At 32.0% G+C, this 19,187-nt stretch carries 18 protein-coding genes; 7 read left to right on the forward strand and 11 right to left on the reverse strand.

Annotated elements, in window-relative coordinates:
* Positions 1 to 51: 51 nt before the first annotated feature.
* Positions 52 to 1,155: a fatty acid desaturase family protein gene (locus NQQ59_RS10400; RefSeq protein WP_144219075.1), complete on the forward strand. Its 1,104-nt coding sequence runs from the start codon at positions 52 to 54 to the stop codon at positions 1,153 to 1,155.
* 11 nt (positions 1,156 to 1,166) lie between these two features.
* Here NQQ59_RS10400 and NQQ59_RS10405 read toward each other — a convergent pair whose 3' ends face one another.
* Positions 1,167 to 1,736 (reverse strand): hypothetical protein, encoded by a 570-nt coding sequence (locus tag NQQ59_RS10405; RefSeq protein ID WP_144219076.1) that lies wholly within the window; start codon positions 1,734 to 1,736, stop codon positions 1,167 to 1,169.
* Between the two features lie 81 nt (positions 1,737 to 1,817).
* Entirely contained in the window at positions 1,818 to 2,348 is a 531-nt protein-coding gene (locus tag NQQ59_RS10410) for a hypothetical protein (RefSeq protein WP_144219077.1), read from the reverse strand.
* 206 nt (positions 2,349 to 2,554) lie between these two features.
* Here NQQ59_RS10410 and NQQ59_RS10415 point away from each other — a divergent pair, with 206 nt between their 5' ends.
* Entirely contained in the window at positions 2,555 to 3,202 is a 648-nt protein-coding gene (locus NQQ59_RS10415) for a M15 family metallopeptidase (protein ID WP_144219078.1), read from the forward strand.
* Here NQQ59_RS10415 and NQQ59_RS10420 read toward each other — a convergent pair whose 3' ends face one another.
* The 8 genes from NQQ59_RS10420 to tsaD form a co-directional block, all read right to left on the reverse strand.
* The gene (locus NQQ59_RS10420; RefSeq protein ID WP_144219079.1) at positions 3,203 to 3,769 is read right to left on the reverse strand and encodes a hypothetical protein; all 567 of its coding nucleotides are present in this window, start codon (positions 3,767 to 3,769) and stop codon (positions 3,203 to 3,205) included.
* A gap of 3 nt (positions 3,770 to 3,772) precedes the next feature.
* On the reverse strand, positions 3,773 to 4,951 hold the full coding sequence (locus NQQ59_RS10425) for a class I SAM-dependent methyltransferase (protein WP_144219080.1): 1,179 nt from the start codon (positions 4,949 to 4,951) through the stop codon (positions 3,773 to 3,775).
* A 2-nt stretch (positions 4,952 to 4,953) separates the two neighbouring features.
* On the reverse strand, positions 4,954 to 6,045 hold the full coding sequence (locus tag NQQ59_RS10430) for an AI-2E family transporter (RefSeq protein WP_144219081.1): 1,092 nt from the start codon (positions 6,043 to 6,045) through the stop codon (positions 4,954 to 4,956).
* 108 nt (positions 6,046 to 6,153) lie between these two features.
* On the reverse strand, positions 6,154 to 7,113 hold the full coding sequence (locus tag NQQ59_RS10435) for a zinc metalloprotease (protein WP_144219082.1): 960 nt from the start codon (positions 7,111 to 7,113) through the stop codon (positions 6,154 to 6,156).
* Between the two features lie 297 nt (positions 7,114 to 7,410).
* Positions 7,411 to 7,908 carry a TrmH family RNA methyltransferase gene (locus NQQ59_RS10440; RefSeq protein WP_144219083.1) on the reverse strand — a complete coding sequence of 166 codons (498 nt, stop codon included), beginning with the start codon at positions 7,906 to 7,908 and terminating at the stop codon, positions 7,411 to 7,413.
* Positions 7,909 to 7,918: 10 nt separating this feature from the next.
* On the reverse strand, positions 7,919 to 8,557 hold the full coding sequence (locus NQQ59_RS10445; protein ID WP_144219084.1) for a DUF4159 domain-containing protein: 639 nt from the start codon (positions 8,555 to 8,557) through the stop codon (positions 7,919 to 7,921).
* A 42-nt stretch (positions 8,558 to 8,599) separates the two neighbouring features.
* On the reverse strand, positions 8,600 to 9,304 hold the full coding sequence (locus tag NQQ59_RS10450) for a 16S rRNA (uracil(1498)-N(3))-methyltransferase (RefSeq protein ID WP_144219085.1): 705 nt from the start codon (positions 9,302 to 9,304) through the stop codon (positions 8,600 to 8,602).
* 2 nt (positions 9,305 to 9,306) lie between these two features.
* On the reverse strand, positions 9,307 to 10,329 hold the full coding sequence (gene tsaD, locus NQQ59_RS10455) for a tRNA (adenosine(37)-N6)-threonylcarbamoyltransferase complex transferase subunit TsaD (protein ID WP_144219086.1): 1,023 nt from the start codon (positions 10,327 to 10,329) through the stop codon (positions 9,307 to 9,309).
* A gap of 195 nt (positions 10,330 to 10,524) precedes the next feature.
* Between tsaD and NQQ59_RS10460 the strand changes: the two genes are divergently transcribed.
* The 5 genes from NQQ59_RS10460 to NQQ59_RS10480 all read left to right on the forward strand — a co-directional run bounded on the left by NQQ59_RS10460 (position 10,525) and on the right by NQQ59_RS10480 (position 18,818).
* On the forward strand, positions 10,525 to 15,060 hold the full coding sequence (locus NQQ59_RS10460) for a translocation/assembly module TamB domain-containing protein (RefSeq protein WP_144219087.1): 4,536 nt from the start codon (positions 10,525 to 10,527) through the stop codon (positions 15,058 to 15,060).
* Between the two features lie 309 nt (positions 15,061 to 15,369).
* Positions 15,370 to 16,356, forward strand: a complete 987-nt coding sequence (gene pfkA / locus NQQ59_RS10465) for a 6-phosphofructokinase (RefSeq protein ID WP_144219088.1) — start codon at positions 15,370 to 15,372, stop codon at positions 16,354 to 16,356.
* A 91-nt stretch (positions 16,357 to 16,447) separates the two neighbouring features.
* Positions 16,448 to 17,452 (forward strand): type I glyceraldehyde-3-phosphate dehydrogenase, encoded by a 1,005-nt coding sequence (gap, locus tag NQQ59_RS10470; protein ID WP_144219089.1) that lies wholly within the window; start codon positions 16,448 to 16,450, stop codon positions 17,450 to 17,452.
* Positions 17,453 to 17,581: 129 nt separating this feature from the next.
* A complete protein-coding gene (locus tag NQQ59_RS10475; protein WP_144219090.1) occupies positions 17,582 to 18,433 on the forward strand; it encodes an N-acetylglucosamine kinase in 852 nt (283 codons plus the stop codon).
* Between the two features lie 10 nt (positions 18,434 to 18,443).
* Positions 18,444 to 18,818, forward strand: coding sequence for a methylglyoxal synthase (locus tag NQQ59_RS10480; protein WP_044048067.1), 375 nt, complete (start codon positions 18,444 to 18,446; stop codon positions 18,816 to 18,818).
* Here the strand turns inward: NQQ59_RS10480 and NQQ59_RS10485 are convergent.
* Complete coding sequence (locus tag NQQ59_RS10485; protein WP_144219091.1) at positions 18,799 to 19,179, reverse strand: RidA family protein; 381 nt, start codon at positions 19,177 to 19,179, stop codon at positions 18,799 to 18,801. The genes NQQ59_RS10480 and NQQ59_RS10485 overlap by 20 nt on opposite strands.
* Positions 19,180 to 19,187: the final 8 nt, after the last annotated feature.

Consider the following 19,187-nt stretch of genomic DNA (forward strand, 5'->3'; position numbering starts at 1 on the left):
TTAAGTTTTTTTTTATTAAATTTGATAGAACAATTTCTAGCCAGTAACCATATGGAAAAATTAAAACGACCAGTTTATGCAAAATCTGGAACCGATGATTTTTTTAAAAAGATGCGTTTAGAAGTGAATGAAACCGTCTTAAATAACTCATCGCTGTATCTGTTGAATGTTGTCAAGTCTTTAGGACTTTTAGCTGTTTTCTTTCTGTTTTACAGCTGTATCTTAATCTTTGGAAACCAGACATCTTTACTTTTTCTATTTTACATTTTGTGTGGAATTACAATGATTGTTCTATTTATTAACGCCTTTCATGATGCTGCCCACGGAGCTTTGTTTAAAAAGCCAAAACACAATCAGTGGTTTTTGTATGTTTTAGAATTGTTTGGTAGCAATCACTGGCTCTGGATGCGACGACATATTGGGCTTCATCATGCTTATCCAAACGTTCCCGATTGGGACGTAGATATCAAACAAAGCAATATCATTAGAATTTTTCCTAATAGCCCATTATTTGATTATCATAAATATCAGCATATTTATATGTGGTTTATCTATCCGCTTTACAGTCTTAACTGGATTTACATTAGAGACTTCAAAGATTTTTTTGGTAAGAAAGATAATTATGTAAAAAAAGTAGTAGAGAAAATTCCGAGACAAGAAATCTATCGTTTATTTGCAGCCAAAATTATCAATCTGCTTTACATACTTTTTATTCCTATGATACTTTTAAATCAGCCTTGGTATACAGTTCTTTTTGCTTGGCTCTTGATGCACATGTGCGGAAGTGCTCTTGGAGTTGTCGCTTTGGTTTCTACACATGTTGACGAAGATGCCAATTTTCCGGGCACCGATGAAGAAGGTAATCTTTCTGCCACGTGGGCACTGCATCAAATGATTGTAACCAAAGATTTTAGTACAGAAAGCAAATTAGCTAATTTTCTCTATGGTGGATTTACACATCATGTGGCACATCATCTTTTTCCTGGGGTAGGGCATACTTATTATCCATACATTACACCAATTATAAGACGTTATGCAAAAGAATACAATCTGCCTTACACTTCTTATCCCTTTTATCATGCAGTACGTTCGCACTTTAGAATGTTGAAAAATAAAGGCGTAAAAGAAAATATTTTGATGATGGGAGAAATCTAAATTTTTAAAGATTATTTGAAAAAATCTTTCATTTTTATATTGCCCGATTGATCCGCTAGTTTTTTACTAAGCTCAGAAATTTTACCCTCCCATTTTTTCCAATCTTCTGTATTAGGATTAGAAACAGTGATGAATGTATCAATATGGTTTGCAATAATTCTGATCGTATAATTTATTCCATGCGTGAGATAATCACTAGTTTCAAATAAATTAAAATTAAAAGATTTAATCATTTCATTAGACGCATCATTTGTGGTTAAGGTGAAAATTTCAGACTTATTATCCGAAAAAAGAAGTAGACCTTGTATTAGTTTTGCTGGGTTTTCCTTTTCACGAAATGTATTGTTTTTAAATTTTACCTCAAAAACATATCCCCAGCCAACAAAAGATTTGGCTATGTTAACAATCCAGACATGATCTATTTCTATTTCATTTTCGCGAATTCCTTTTTCATTTCTGATAATCAGTTTACCACTTTTCAATTCAGAAAGACCTAGGTTTGTAGCAAGTACTTTTTCTACATTTTGAAAATAACTATGTTTTTGAAGATAAACTTCGCTCCATGTTTCTGGTTCTGACATTGATATTTGAAATTGAATTTAGCTACAGCTAATATAAAAAAACGCAAAGAAGAAATGCTGAATTAATTAGTAAAGCAGATTTTATTTCTTATCCTTAGTAACGGCGTTTTCTTTTTTAATATTCAAATCTTTCAAAAAGTTGTCTTTTATTTCAATATCAAAATTATCTTCCTTAAGAACAGTAAGTTTCGATTCAGTGAACTTATAGACATTTATTTTATTGTTTTTAACATCAATATAAAGATCGTAAGAATAAGTATTGCAATCGTGTTGTTTACATCCCCACGCATGAAGTATATTTTCTTGTTTTTCAAAAGGCGTTTCTGTATTCCAGTATTTTACCATTTGATCGTAATCTTCAGTTCCCATTAACTTTTTTAATCTTGGAGCTAGGCTGCTTTTGGTTAAAAACTGAGTGCCAATCACGCTTTTATCTACTAAAGTATATAGAGAATCTGTCGGATTCATTACAGTACTGTCGGTTTTTAAAGCTTCTGTTTTGATGGAAGTAGAATCGGTTGTAGGAACACTTTTTATAATTTCTTTCTTGCAGCAAACAAATAAGAAACTACTCAGTAAGACTAAAGAAATATATTTGGTTTTGAAATTCATAATAACTGTTTTTAGAATTAATACTGTGATTTGTAAACCTATAAGGGGCTGGTTTTTATAAAGATATTAAAATTATATTTCTTTTAAAAGAAGATTTAGACGTTTGTAAAAATCAAAACAATAATTTTTTAATGGAAAGAAGACTTAAGAATAGCCACCTTTTTGAGTTTTTTTGCTTAATTTCAATTTTTAAAAATTAGGAAGAAATGAAGCGTTTTTCAAAATTAGTAATTGGTTTTTTATTCTGTTTTTCATCATTACAAGCACAACATGAGGCTTATACAAGTGAGGCAGATTCGCAGATTTCAGATACAACATTTGTAAAATTAAGAGATTACAGCAATGATTTTATCTATGATATGAAATACGCGACTGAGGATAATTTTTTGAAAGCAAAAGTCTATGATTGTGCAGAATGTATGCTGCGTCTAAAAACGGTCAAAGCCTTAATTGCAGCCAACAAAGATTTTTTGAAAAAAGGATATCGGATAAAATTATACGATTGTTACAGACCTTTAGACATTCAGAAAAAGATGTGGGAGATTGTATCGAATCCTGAATATGTTGCAGATCCAAAAAAAGGCTCCATCCATAATAGAGGAGGAGCCGTTGATATTTCTATAGTTGATATAACCGGAAAAGAAGTGGATATGGGAACTCCTTTTGACTTTTTTGGAATTCAGGCCAGTCACAATTTCAAACAACTTTCTAAAGAAATCCTTTCTAAAAGAGCTTATTTGAAAAGTACAATGATAAAAAATGGCTTCAATTCATTCGATTCAGAATGGTGGCATTATAATTTAAAAACAGGTTTAAAAGATAAAGTGGCCAACCAAAAATGGAAATGTGATTAATTATTCAACACATCTTATGTTTTCCATGAAATAAGTATTCGGATTTGTAACCTTGCCGGTAAGCTCAGAAGTAAGTTCACGTTTTACAATATAATCTTCTATGTTGGTAAGATATTTAATTCGCATGAGTGAAATCGGTGATTTTTTAAGCTCTTCATAATTGTCTTTCATGAACATGAAAATTCCGGTGTTAATTCGATTGTCAAAACCTTTTTCATCACGAACCAATGTTCCGCAATTTTCCTGATTGATGTGCATTAGTGTTACAATTTTTCCGTTTTCTAATTGTAAAAAGATTTTTGAATTTTTATCAAAACAATTGGCCTTAATAAAATCTTTACTTTTTTGAATAGATTGAAGATTCAAAGTTGGCAATCCGTCCGTTTGAGCTAGAGAGAAGAAAATATAATTAAAGCTTCCGCCAAAATATTTCTCACTCATTAGGTATTCATTTGTTATTTTATAAGATCCGATTGAATCGTTTACATTTACACTGTATTCACATGGTTTTTGTGCAAATGCGGTAAGGGTTAATAAGAAAATAGTTAGTGTAAATAGTTTTTTCATTGCTTAGATTATTTTGGTGCAAATTAAAACTATTTTGTTATCTTTTACATCTGTTGTAAAAAAACAATACAAATTACCTCCATTTTTTATTTTCCATTTTTTTCTAATGTTTTCTACAGTTTCAGGAAAATTACGAGTTGTGATATTGGCCTGCTGATTTAAGAGTTCATTTTTCATTTCATTTTTATTGTATGAAATGACTTTTTGAATCTCAAATTTTCGTCCAGGAAAATCAATTAAATTTTCTGATGTATATAAATGAGAATGTTTATGCAATTTATCAATTTGAAAAGCGGTACTTATTTCATCAAAGCCTCCAGATTTCATAATTGCCGAATTGGGTTCGTAAAGATATTTTTTGGGAAAATCGTAAAGAGAGAAAGAATCTTCGCCTAAAATAAACTCAAAAGTTTCAATACTTTCTTTTAAAATATTGGCAGTTTTGATTTTTATTTCGCCCGAATAATTTTTGTGAATTTCAAACAAAAGCTCTTTTACTTCATTTTCCAGCGCAATGATATGAATATTCTTTACATTTTTAAGTTCTGATAATCCTGCTGAAATATCTAGTAATGGAGCAGTTTTAATTAAAATACGCTCTGCTTTTTCAAAATAAAAATCTAATAATTCAGGAACATTTGGAAGACAGTCTTTAAGCATAAAAACTTTGCCTTTTACATCATTTCTTCGTGAAGGATCAATATAAATCCAATCGTATTTTTGGTTGGAATCTTCCAATAAATGAATAGAATCTCCTGAATAAAAAGTACAGTTTTTAACTTGAAGCCTTTCGAAATTCTGTTTTACAATTTCGGATAATTCTTCATTTATTTCACAATGTGTTATGGACTTAAATTTCTTCGAAAAATAATAATCATCAATGCCAAAACCACCCGTAAGATCAATTAAAGTTTCTCCAGAAATTAAATCGGCTTTGTAAGCGGCAGTTTTTTCTGAAGAAGTTTGTTCGACCGAAACTTTACTAGGATAAATAATATTTTCTGCAGCAAACCAAGTCGCAAGCTTATCTTTTGCTTTTGATCGGGCTTCAATTTGATTTAAAATTAAAATCCAGTCGACTTCAGGAAAAGGGTTTTTCTGAAGCGCCAATTTTTTAAGGTCTGCACCAGTATTCTGAATTATAAATTTCTGAATATCCGGATGCAAAATAGAAGTGTTCAAAACTAAATTCTTTCGGTTAATACGGAGACAATTTTATTGTTAGGAAAAAATTCTTTTAAAATTACTTTAATCATGGTAAACGCCGGAACTGCGATAATCATTCCGACAATTCCAAATGTGATACCACTAATTAAGATAATCAAGAATATTTCTAACGGGTGCGAATTTACACTTTTTGAGGAAATTATCGGCTGACTAATATTATTGTCAATTGCCTGAACCAATAAAAAGCCAACTACAACATAAATTGTTTTTGGAAGTATTTCCGATTGAAAATCCATTCCAATCATGCTGATCATAGTCAAAATTGCGGCTAATGTAGTTCCGATAATTGGTCCTAAATAAGGAATGATATTTAAGATTGCACATAAAAAAGCAATTACAAAGGCATTTTTATTTCCAAAGATTAATAAGACAATCAAATAAAGAATAAAGACCACAATTAATTGCAATAGCAAACCAATAAAATAACGAGTCAGTAAATGGTTGATTTTGGTAATAGAATTTAAAATTTTATCTTCATTAGAATCAGGAAGTATTCTTCTGGCTTGATCTTTAAAAATGGCTTGATCTTTAATAAAAAAGAAAGTAATAAAAAACACAGAAACCAATCCCATTCCCATATCAGCCATAAAATTGATAATAGAATTGATAAATCCTGTAAAATAACTGAAATCTAATACAGAAGTAAGTTTAGAATCTTTTATAACTTTATTTAAATCAATATGTTGAATGTTGAAATATTCTTCAAGATGAGTTTCTGTTTCCATAAATTTTGCCTGAAGATGTGCCGTATCTAATAACGCTAAATTATTGGCCTGCGAAATAATTAAAGGAACAAACAACAGAATAAAACCAACAATTAAAAAAACAAAAAGAATAATTGTAGTTGAGGCTGCCATAGTATTGCTGAATTTTAGTTTATTTTTTAAAAATAAAATCAGCGGATTTGAAAGTAGGCATAAAAGCAATGAAACGCATAAGTATACAATTACGGTCTGAATGCTGTATAAAAAATATAAAACGATACCAATTATTAAGATGGTTGCTAATGCTCTTAAAATTCCGTTCGAAATAGTTTTTGACGTGATCATGTTTAAAATTTAGAATATAAATATAGCAAAAAGCATTTTAAAATTATAGTCTAAACAAAAAAAGCGAGATCTATTAAATCTCGCTTTAAGTAGTTATTTTGTTAGCAATTATTGTGCAAATGCAGCTCTAGCACCTCCAGATGTAAATATTGCCGCAATTCTGTTTTTTTGACCTGTTGAAAACATATACATGGCAGCATCATCCACATAATCCATGTAGTTCATTGTCATTTCTACAGGTGTTCCTGAACAAGTACTGTAATGTGGGTAAGCTGGTACACCATAGTTTTCTTCATTATGAGTTGGAGTATCTGCTACAAGATCACTTCCGCAAGTTGCATCTCCCCAAATGTGGCGTAAATTCATCCAGTGGCCTACTTCGTGAGTTCCAGTTCTTCCTAAGTTAAATGGAGCGTTTGCAGCACCAGATAATCCAAAATAGCGAGAATCGATTACGACTCCATCAGTAGAAGAAGCTCCGCCTGGGAATTGAGCGTAACCTAAAATTCCACCTCCAATATTACAAGACCAAAGGTTTAGTTTTGTAGTTGGAGAAGTAGGAGCAATTCCGCCTTGAGCTGTTTTTTTCATAGCATCATTTGTTCCCCACGAAGTTTTGGTAGTTGATTTTCTAATAATTTGATCCAATTTAAACGTAATCCCAATATTTGCTTTAACTCCAGAAAATAAAGCAGGTACATTATTGTAATCGGAGTTTAAAGCATTAAAATCTTTGTTTAATACATCAATTTGTGATTGAATTTGTGCGTCTGAAATGTTTTGTGCAGTTGTTCTGTACAGCACATTTACGACAACAGGAATTTCGATTTTACCATTTACTAAACGGCCTGTAAAATTGCCAATAGAATGTTTGGCTGTAAAAGCTTCAATTTCATTCATTTTAATGGCTAACGCAGGATTGGCTTTTAATTGTGCTTCCAAAACTTCCTGAGTTGCACATCCTCTTCTTGATGCTGCAACTGTATCTGAGCCAGCAGATTCAGATTGTTCATTTTGACAAGCAAACAGCATTAAAGCTGCAAATGTGGTAATAATAACTTTTTTCATAATAATTTGGGTTTTTGTTATAAAAATGTTGATTAGTTAAATATTAACACAATTTTATAACAAAAATAAATTACAGAAAAATTTTATAACAGTTATTTTGTAAGAATTTTTAGAACCCCTTGTAATTGCTGGTTTTTACAAAAAAGCAATCAGTAGTATTAATAAGATTTTTCTTTTATTTTGTTTATTTAAATGTATTTTGTCGTAAATATTTGCATTTAAACGATAATTTAAATAAAAGAAACTCTTTAAAAATTAAAGAATACGTTTAGAAAAAAGGTAAAAAGTTCGATTTTTTTATAAAGAAGTAAGCTCGTAAAGTGCAATACTTGTTGCTTGTACTACATTCATACTGCTGTTTTTACCAAACATATTAATGTGAACGATTTGATGAGAAAGTTGTAGCAGTTCGTCTGATATTCCGTTTATTTCGCTGCCAATTAAAAGGGCTATTTTTTTATTTTCCGGAATGATAACTTCTTTTAAAGGTTTACTGTTTGAAGCGATTTCAAGAGAAATAATTTCAAAATCTTGATCTAGAAGAAAAGATTTTAATTCGGTAAATTCTTCAATTACAGAATGAGAAACATGAAGATGTGTGCTTCGAGAAGTTTTATTTATTTTGCGAGGTGTCATCGGAATGTCTTTTCCGAAAAAGATAATATTCTCTACTCCAAAAGCTTCGGAAATTCTAAATAAAGAACCAATATTTTGCTGAAAATAAATATGATCGCAAACTAAAGTAATAGGAAAAGTTTTTCTCTCAAATTGATTTTCTTCGTGAGTTAACTGCACTTTTTAAAATTTAATTGGTAAAAATATAATTAATAATGTTAGCGCCCATTTTTAAAGCTTTATCTCTGACATTTGCAGGGTCATTGTGCACTTCAGCATCTTCCCAGCCGTCGCCTAAATCGCATTCATACGTATAAAGTAAAACTAATTTATTGTCGATAAAAATCCCAAAAGCTTGTGGACGCGTCCCGTCATGCTCATGAATTTTCGGCAATCCGTTTGGAAAAGGAAATGGTTTCTGAAAAATAGGGTGATTAGCAGGAATTTCGACTAAATTATTATTTGGAAATATTTTTTTGATTTCTTTTCTAATAAATTGATCCATTCCGTAATTATCATCAATATGAAGAAATCCTCCTGCAGTAAGATAATTTCTAAGATTGGTCACATCAGAATCACTAAAAACGACATTTCCATGTCCAGTCATATGAACAAAAGGATAAGAGAGTAAATCAGGATTACTTGGCTCAACCGTAGAAGGTTTGTTTTTTATACGGGTATTAATATTGGCATTGCAAAAACTAATAAGATTTGGTAAAGAAGTAGGATTGGCATACCAGTCGCCACCTCCACTGTATTTAAGCAAAGCAATTTCTTGTGAAAAAGAAGAAACAGAAATTAGTAAGAGTAAGTAAAATATTTTTTTCATAATAATTTAAATGGTCTTGTACATTGCTTAAAATGCTCTTTTTTATTCGTTGAAGAATACAACGCTATGACAAGCTACAACCGCAGCTGTTTCTGTTCTTAAACGTGTATTTCCTAACGTTACAGGCTTGTAATTATTTTCTAATGCCAATGCAATTTCCTTTTCAGAAAAATCACCTTCAGGACCAATTAAAATGGTAACATCTTCATTTGGTTTTAAAACCTCTTTCAATGATTTTTTATCGGTTTCTTCGCAATGTGCAATTAACTGTAATCCGTTTATTTGCTGTTTAACAAACTCTTTAAACGAAATAGCTTCATTCAATTTCGGTAAAAAAGTTTCGTTACATTGTTTCATTGCTGAAAGAATGATTTTTTCGAAACGGTCTCTATTGATTACTTTTCGTTCAGAACGATCACAGAAGATTGGCGTTATTTCCTGAATTCCAATTTCGGTTGCCTTTTCCAAAAACCATTCAAAACGATCATTCATTTTTGTTGGCGCAACGGCCAGATGCAGATGAAATTTTGGTTTTTCTGCATTGGTTATAGAAAGTACTTCAACAGTACATTTATTGTCAGAAGCCAAAGTAATCTGGGTTTCAAACAATAATCCAAAACCATTGGTAACATGAAGAATATCAGAATCTTTTTTTCGAAGCACTTTTATAATGTGACGGCTTTCTTCTTTATCAAAAGAAAAACTTTCGGTATTTTCGTCTATATTCGGATTGAAAAATAACTGCATGATTAAAATTGAATTCTTGCTTTAGAAACCACAGCAGAAGTTTCAAAACGATTTGATAAGTATTTTTGATAGCCTACAATTCCAATCATGGCCGCATTATCTGTAGTATATTCAAATTTTGGAATAAAAGTTTTCCAGCCATATTTGCTTTCAGTTTCTTTTAAAGTACCTCTAATTCCTGAATTTGCAGAAACACCTCCACCAATGGCAATTTGTGTAATTCCGGTTTCTTTTACTGCCAATTTTATTTTATCCATTAAAATTTCAATAATAGTATGCTGAATTGAAGCACAAATATCATTCAGGTTTTCCTCAATAAAATTAGGATTTGCCTGTTTGTTTTTTTGAATGAAATATAAAATGGCTGTCTTTAATCCTGAGAAACTAAAGTCTAATCCTGGAACTTTTGGTTTGGTAAAAGAAAATGCTTTTGGATTTCCTTCTTTGGCATATTTATCAATTAAAGGTCCTCCTGGATAAGGAAGTCCAAGAATTTTAGCGCTTTTATCGAATGCTTCACCCACAGCATCATCTGTCGTTTCTCCGATAATTTCCATGTCAAAAAAGCTATTCACTTTTACAATCTGAGTATGACCTCCGCTGATTGTTAAAGCTAAAAAGGGAAATTCGGGTTTGTCATATCCTTCTTCATCAATAAAATGAGCTAAAATATGGGCATGCATATGATTTACAGCAATTAACGGAATTTGTAGTGCTAATGATAAAGATTTACTAAAAGAAGTTCCAACCAATAAGGATCCCATTAAGCCCGGACCCTGCGTGAATGCGATTGCGCTTAACTGTTCTTTTTGTACATTTGCTTTACGAAGTGCAGCATCTATTACAGGTACAATATTCTGCTGATGTGCTCGCGAAGCCAATTCGGGAACAACACCCCCGTATTGATTATGAATTAATTGATTGGCCACAACATTTGACAATACTTTGTCGTTATGTAAAACCGCGGCAGCAGTATCATCGCATGAACTTTCGATGGCTAGAATAAAAACCTCTTGATTTTGCATATAAAGGCACAAATTTTGAATTATATTTGACAAATCAAATTATTAAATTTATTTGATTTAAGCAGTGGCCCAAAATTAAAGAATTTTTATCAAAAACAGCCGTTCTTTGTCTGTTCAAAATAAATTTAAAAGAAAACTAAAATTAAAGAAGCTATCAAAAAAGTACAGAAAATAATATCTAGAACCCTAATTGGGTTGATTTTACTTTTGTTGGTAGTGGCTATCACATTATCTCTTCCTGTAGTTCAGACTCAAATTGCGAACTACGTCACCAATAGATTAAACGAAGATTATAAAGTAAATATTAATGTTGAAAAAACAGCAATTAATATTTTTGGAGGGGTTAAACTAAAGAAAGTTGCCATTCTCGATCACCATAAAAAAACATTGATTTATTCTGATATTATCACCACAGATATTGCCAGTTTCAGTAGATTGCTTGACGGAGATTTAATTTTTGGAGATTTACGTTTGACAGGTTTGATTTTTAATTTGAAAACTTACAAAGGCGAAGACGAAAACAATATCAATAAGTTTATTAAAGCTTTTGAAGTGGACAATACGCCTAAGAAAAAATCAACAAAACATTTCCTTTTAACTGCAAAAAATGGTTACATCGAAAGAGGAAGATTTTCTGTAGTCGATGAAAACAAAACAACTCCTAAATTTCTAGATTTTACAAAGCTAAATGCTTATATAAGTGATTTTAAATTGTATGGACCAGATGTAAATACGACCATTCACCGTTTTTCATTTATGGATCATCGTGGTTTGTATGTTTCAAATTTTGCTGGGAAATTCAGTTATACTAAAAAACAGATTAAAGTTGAAAATCTTGCCATTAAAACCAAAAGATCTTCTATTTATGGTTTGGCAGTTTTAAATTACAAACCAGAAGATTTTCTTGATTTTACAGATAAAGTTCGATTTGATGTGGCAATAGATTCCTCTTCAATTGCGACGAATGATATTCGTCATTTTTATGATGGATTAGGGAAAAATCAGCATTTTAAGCTTAAAACAAAACTAGACGGCCCGTTGAATAATATGACGCTTTCTAAATTGAGATTGAGCGATACTAACGGATCAAAAATCAACGGAACTATTAATTTTAGAAATCTTTTAGGTAGTAAAACACAAAAGTTTTCTATGGATGGAAAGTTTGATAAACTACTTTCCAGTTATGATGATTTGGTGGTTTTGCTTCCTGAAGTTTTGGGTAAAAAACTTCCAATTGAACTTAAAAGAATCGGAAAATTTAATATTGTCGGAAAAGCAAAAGTTTCGACAACTGCACTAGAAACAGACTTTAAAATTGGAACAGACCTCGGAGATGGACAGGTTGATCTTCATATGAATAATATGGATTTCATCGATAAAGCCTCTTATTCTGGAAATATTATTCTGAACAATTTTGATGTAGGAGCTGTCTTAAATCGAAAAGATGTTGGAAGAACAACATTAAATCTTGACATTGATGGAGTTGGTTTTACAGAAAAATATCTCAACACCATTGTTAAAGGAGATATTTCTAAACTAGATTATAATAAGTACACTTATAATAATATCGTAGTTAATGGAAATTTCAAACTGCCTTATTATAAAGGGCAAATTGCGGTTAATGATCCCAATCTGAATTTAACTTTTGATGGTTTGCTTGATTTAAGTAAAAGGGAGAACCGTTACGATTTTCATATTAATGTAGAAAATTCAGATTTAAGAAAATTGAAGTTTGTCAACGATTCGATTTCTAATTTTAAAGGAGATGTTGTAGTTCAGGTCACAGGGAATTCTATTGAGAATCTTCAAGGAAATATATACTTGAATGATGTTGTATATCAAAATCCAAAATCGAGTTATGTTTTTGATGATGTAACAGTGAGCTCTAATTTTGATGCCGATCGACTAAGAACCATAACCATTAGTTCCAATGATGTTGTTGATGGAAAAATCGTTGGTAAATTCAGATTCGATCAGTTAGATAAATTGGTTATGAACTCTGTTGGAAGTTTGTATACTAATTATAAGCCTTATAAAGTACAAAAAGGACAGTTTTTACGATTCAATTTCCGTGTCTACGATAAAGTGGTAGAAATGCTTTATCCAGAAATTAATATTGATTCTTCTACCGTTGTAAGAGGGAAAATTGATTCTGATTTGCAGGAGTTTAAATTCCGTTTTAGATCTCAAAAAATTACAGCTGCAAAAAATACTTTCGATAATATTCGTATCAATATTGATAATAAAAATGCACTGTATAATGCGTATGTCGAGTTAGATAGTATAAAAACACCGTATTATAAGATTCGTGATTTTAATTTGATCAATGTTACAGCCAAAGATACTTTGTTTGTTCGTTCTGAATTTAAAGGAGGAAATGAAGGAGAAGATTATTTCAATATAGATTTGTTTCACACGATTGATAAAAACAAAAATAATATTGTCGGAATCAAGAAGTCAGAGATGAAGTTTAAAGACTATATATGGTATCTAAACGAAAAATCTGAAAACGATAATCAAATTGTCTTTGATCAGTATTTTAAAAACTTCACATTCGATAATATTGTTTTATCGCATGAAAATCAAAAGATTGATTTGAATGGCGTTATTAAAGGAAGTGATTATAAAGATCTCGAGCTGAATTTTGAAGATGTTGATATTAACAAAATTACACCGGTCAATTCTAAATTTGTTTTTGATGGTAATTTGAATGGAACTGTGAATTATAAGCAGAATAAAAATGTTTATCAACCCACAGCATCCATAAAGATTGATCATCTTGTCATGAACAAGACTGAATTAGGTACATTGAACTTTGATATTTCAGGAGATGAAACTTTTAGAAAATTCACAGTCAATTCATCCATACAAAATGGCTTTACAGAATCATTTAGAGCAGGTGGAACTTTTGCTATAGAAAATAAGGAAACCATTATGGACATGAGTCTGAAGTTGGAAGGATTTAATCTGGCTACTTTAGGAACTATTGGAGGTGATGTTTTGTCTAATATAAGAGGAACGGTTTCTGGAAATGCAGCTGTTATCGGGAATTTAAAAAAACCGGATATAAACGGGCGTTTATATGTGGAAAAAGCTGGAATGACAATTCCGTACCTAAATACAGATTATGAGCTTAGTGATCGTACAGTAATTGATTTGACTAATGAAAAATTCCTGTTTCGAAATAATCAGCTGACAGATACTAAATACGGTACAAAAGGTTTGTTGAACGGAAGTATTGAGCATAAGAATTTCAGTGATTGGAAATTAGACTTAAACATTACTTCTAAACGATTGCTGGCACTAGATACCAAAGACAGTGATGATGCTGCGTACTTTGGTACGGCTTTTATAAACGGATCGGCAAGTATAAGAGGTCCTGTAGAAAGTTTGTTTATTAAAGTGGATGCCAAATCTGAAAAAGGAACAGAGGTTAAGATTCCTATTAATAACGCACAAAGTGTTGGAGAAAGCAGCTGGATTCATTTTATAACACCAAAAGAAAAATACAATCTGGCCAATGGAATTGTAGAAAAAACAAAAAACTACAATGGACTTGAGCTAGAGTTTGATTTTGATATCACACCAGATGCGGAAGTAGAGGTTATTCTAGACCGAAATTCCGGACATGGTATGAAAGGAAAAGGATATGGATCCCTTTTGTTTAAAATCAATACTTTAGGGAAATTCAATATGTGGGGAGATTTCCAAGCATATGAGGGGACCTATAACTTTAAATACGGTGGACTTATCGATAAAAAGTTTGCGGTTAAAAAAGGAGGATCTATTATTTGGGAAGGAAACCCGATGCGTGCTCAGTTAAATTTAGAAGCAGTTTATAAAACTCAGGCTAATCCTGCGGTGCTTTTGGATAATACTTCTTCATTCAATAAAAAAGTACCTGTGGAGGTGGTTATTGGATTAAGAGGGGATTTAGCAAGTCCAGAACCTAATTTCGATATTCAGTTTCCATCTGTGAGTAATGTTTTAAAGGCGGAGATTCAATATAAGTTGGATGATAAGGATATTCGTCAGACGCAAGCCTTGTACTTACTGTCTACAGGTTCGTTTATGAGTACTGATGGGTTTAGTCAAGGAGATTTCTCAGGTACGCTAACCGAAACCGCCTCGAGTTTGTTTGGGGGACTTGTAAAATCGGATAATGATAAAGTAAATATTGATCTAAATTATATTGCTGCCGATAGAAGGACAGGTCAAGAGGTCGATGGTCGTTTTGAGGCCAATATATCTTCTCAAATAAATGAACGAATTACAATTAATGGTAAGCTTGGAGTTCCCGTTGGTGGTGTAAATGAATCCGCTATTGTTGGAGATATTGAAATTATGTATCGTGTAAATGAAGATGGGACAATGAACCTGCGATTGTTTAATAAAGAGAATGATATCAATTATATAGGTCAAGGGATTGGTTATACACAAGGTGTCGGTATTTCGTATGAAGTAGATTTTGATACTTTTAGTGAATTGGTAAATAAACTGTTTAAGGCTAATAAAATAGAAAGAGCATCAAAAACATCAGATGACCTTCAGGATTCTTATTTGAATCCGGATTATATGAATTTCACGAGCAAAAAAGAATCGGAGAAAAATAAAAAGAAAGCCAAGGAAGAGGAAGCGAAAAAGAAAAAGGAGGAAGAAAAGAAGAAAAAAGAACAGCAACAGCAAACGCCAACTAATAATCAAGGGTTAATTCCGGACAATGATTATTAACACTTTGTTAAAAATAAACATTTGTAAAACCATTATTCTCATAATGGTTTTTTTTGTGCTAAATTTAGCGACTCTAATAGAATTTTTCGTGTGAGAGAGAAATTCTGATTTTTATAACACTTCATTTGGGTATTGTTAATTTTGACGATTTAATTAAAAAAATAGCGTTTTATTATTTTAAATGAAATTTTTTCCTTGAAAAAACTTATTAACGAAAACGTTTGAATTTAACAGAATTTATTAATTTATGATAATCACAACCCGAAAAGTGATGAATGTTTGCTAATTTTACACTTTAATACTTAAATAATGCCAAAAACAATAAAAAAAGTAGGTGTTCTTACCTCAGGAGGAGATTCACCTGGAATGAATGCTGCAATTAGATCAGTTGTTCGAACTTGCGCATATCACAATATAGAATGCATCGGAATTTATAGAGGGTACCAAGGAATGATTGAAGGCGACTTCAAAGAGATGGGGCCTCGTAGTGTAAATAATATTGTAAACAAAGGTGGAACGATCTTAAAATCGGCTCGTTCAGTTGAGTTTAGAACCCCTGAAGGTAGAAAAAAGGCACACGAAAACCTTGTTAAAGCAGGCGTTGATGCTTTGGTTGTTATTGGAGGAGATGGAAGTTTTACAGGAGGATTAATATTTAATTCAGAATTTGATTTCCCAGTTATGGGAATTCCTGGTACAATTGATAATGATATTTACGGTACAAGTTTTACTTTAGGGTATGATACTGCTTTAAATACTGTTGTGGACTGTATCGATAAAATTAGAGATACAGCAAGTTCTCACAACCGTCTGTTTTTTGTAGAGGTTATGGGTAGAGATGCTGGTCATATTGCTCTTAATGCAGGTATTGGAGCAGGAGCAGAAGAGATTCTTATTCCTGAAGAAGATTTAGGTTTAGATCGTCTGTTGGATTCACTTCAAAAAAGTAAAGCTTCAGGGAAATCATCAAGTATTGTGGTAATTGCTGAAGGAGATAAAATTGGTAAAAACGTATTCGAATTAAAAGATTATGTAGAAGCTAATTTACCTGAATACGATGTACGTGTTTCAGTATTAGGACATATGCAGCGTGGTGGTTCTCCATCTTGTTTTGACCGTGTTTTAGCAAGCCGTTTAGGAGTAAAAGCAGTAGAATCTTTAATTGAAGGAAAATCAAATTATATGGTTGGTCTTCGTGAAGATAAAGTAATTTTAACGCCACTTGAGCAAGCAATTAAAGGGAAATCAGAGATTGATAGAGAATTATTAAGAGTGTCTGACATCATGTCGACATAATCAATATAAAGTTTAAAAAGAAGAGAAGTTTATTGTGAGGAAATTAGACTTTGAAGTAGTGTAATAAAAACAAAAGCAAAAATTTAGTAAAATGTCAAAAGTAAAATTAGGAATAAACGGATTTGGACGTATCGGAAGAATCGTTTTTAGAGAGTCTTTCAACAGAGATAACGTAGAAGTTGTTGCAATCAATGACTTATTAGATGTAGATCACTTAGCTTATTTATTAAAATATGATTCAGTTCACGGTCGTTTCGATGGAACTGTAGAGGTTAAAGAAGGAAAACTTTATGTAAACGGAAGAAACATCCGTATCACTGCAGAAAGAAATCCAGCTGACTTAAAATGGAACGAAGTTGATGTAGATGTTGTTGCTGAATGTACTGGTATCTTCACAACTATCGAAACTGCAAGCGAGCACTTAAAAGGTGGTGCTAAGAAAGTTATCATTTCTGCTCCTTCTGCTGATGCTCCAATGTTTGTAATGGGAGTAAACCACGAATCTGCAAAAGCTTCTGATTTAGTTGTTTCTAACGCTTCTTGTACTACAAACTGTTTAGCTCCTTTAGCTAAAGTAATCAACGATAACTTCGGAATTGTTGAAGGTTTAATGACAACTGTTCATGCTACAACTTCAACTCAAATGACAGCTGACGGACCTTCTAGAAAAGACTGGAGAGGTGGACGTGCTGCTGCAATCAACATCATTCCTTCTTCAACAGGTGCTGCTAAAGCGGTTGGAAAAGTTATTCCAGAATTAAATGGAAAATTAACAGGTATGGCTTTCCGTGTTCCTACTGCTGACGTTTCTACAGTAGATTTAACGGTAAAAGTTGCTAAAGAAACTTCATACGAAGAAATTATGGCAGTTTTGAAAAAAGCTTCTGAAAATGAATTAAAAGGTATTTTAGGATATACTGAAGATGCAGTTGTATCTCAAGATTTTATCTCAGATAAAAGAACTTCTATCATCGATGCTGGTGCAGGAATTGGATTAAATTCAACTTTCTTCAAATTAGTTTCTTGGTATGATAATGAGTACGGATACTCAAGCAAATTGATCGATTTATCTGTACATATTGCAGGTTTAAAATAATAATATATATTTTTGCAAAATCCCGTTATGTAAGTAACGGGATTTTCTTATTTTGTTACCTCTATAATTAATGTAAAAAGTACACTTTTAAATTGAAAATAGAGAAACCTAATCCCAAAAACTAAACAAATGAAATTAATAGTTGACAGTGGATCTACTAAAGCCGATTGGATTGCAATAGATGATAATGGAAAAGTATTATTCACAACACAAACTTTAGGATTAAATCCTGAGATTCTAGACGAACCAGAAATCATTGATAGATTGAATGATCGTTTCGATATCTTACAAAACAAAAAAAATGCTACACATTTATTCTTTTATGGTGCCGGTTGTGGTACTGACAGAATGAAAGAGTGGTTGAAAAGAATTTTTCAAGAGTATTTCTCTAACGCAATTGTAGATGTTCAGGAAGATACTTATGCAGCAGTTTATGCTACAACTCCAAAAGGACAAGAAGCTATTGTTTCTATCTTAGGTACAGGTTCAAACTGCAGTTACTTTGATGGAAAGGTTTTACATCAAAAAGTACAATCATTAGGTTATATTGTAATGGATGATTGTAGTGGAAATGTTTTCGGAAAAGAATTAATCAGAAAATACTATTTTAATAAAATGCCTAAAGAATTGGCTGTTGAACTTGAAAAAGAGTACGACGTTGATCCAGATTTTATTAAAAATAAATTATATAAAGAAGCAAATCCAAATGCTTATTTAGCAACTTATGCTAAATTCTTAATTAAGCATAAAGACACTGAGTTCTGCAGAAAAATTATCTTTAAGGGGATGAAGTCTTTCGTTAAGAATTATATCAAGCAATTCGATAACTGTAAAGAAGTTCCTGTACATTTTGTGGGTTCTATTGCTTTCTATTTGAAAGATGAATTACAAGAAACTTTTGATAAATATGAACTTCAATTAGGAAATGTTTTAAGAAGACCTATTGATGGATTAATTGCTTACCATGTCGCTAATCAATAGTTCTGGTTTTATGGAAATTGCCATTATTGCTCATGATGGAAAAAAAGCGGACTTGATTGATTTCTTAATCAAAAATGAAGCGGTTTTACATAACGAAAAAATAAGGCTGATTGGTACTGGAACTACTGGAGGAAAGGCAGAAGCTGCTGGATTTAAAACCCAAAGAATGCTTTCTGGACCTCTTGGAGGTGATGCGCAAATTGCAGGTAGAGTTGCGGAAGGAATTACACAGATGGTTTTCTTTTTTAAAGATCCTCTGTCAAGTCACCCACACGAAGCAGATATTAATATGTTGATTCGCGTTTGCGATGTACATAATGTGCCGCTGGCAACCAATGAGGCAACGGCACAATTATTATTAGATGCTATTGCACAGCAATTATAGAAATCTCAACATTTACATTTTTTGGCAAACAAGCCACTTGAACCGTTTCACGAGCTGGAGCGGTTTTTTCGTTAAAATAAGATCCGTAAACAGTGTTTATGGCGCCAAAGTTATTCATATCCATAATGAATATAGTTGACTTCACAACGTTTTCAAAAGTCATTCCTGCTGCTTCAAGAATCGCAGCGATGTTTTTCATAACCTGGTTGGTTTCGTCATTGATGTTGTCTGTAATCAATTCTCCTGATTCAGGATTGATTGCAATTTGTCCAGAAGCATAAAGTGTGTTTCCAGATAAAACGGCTTGATTATAAGGTCCGATTGGAGCCGGAGCTTTCTCGGTAAAAATGATTTTTTTCATAATGAAAG

Source organism: Flavobacterium panacis (assembly GCF_024649945.1).
Lineage (GTDB): Bacteria > Bacteroidota > Bacteroidia > Flavobacteriales > Flavobacteriaceae > Flavobacterium > Flavobacterium panacis.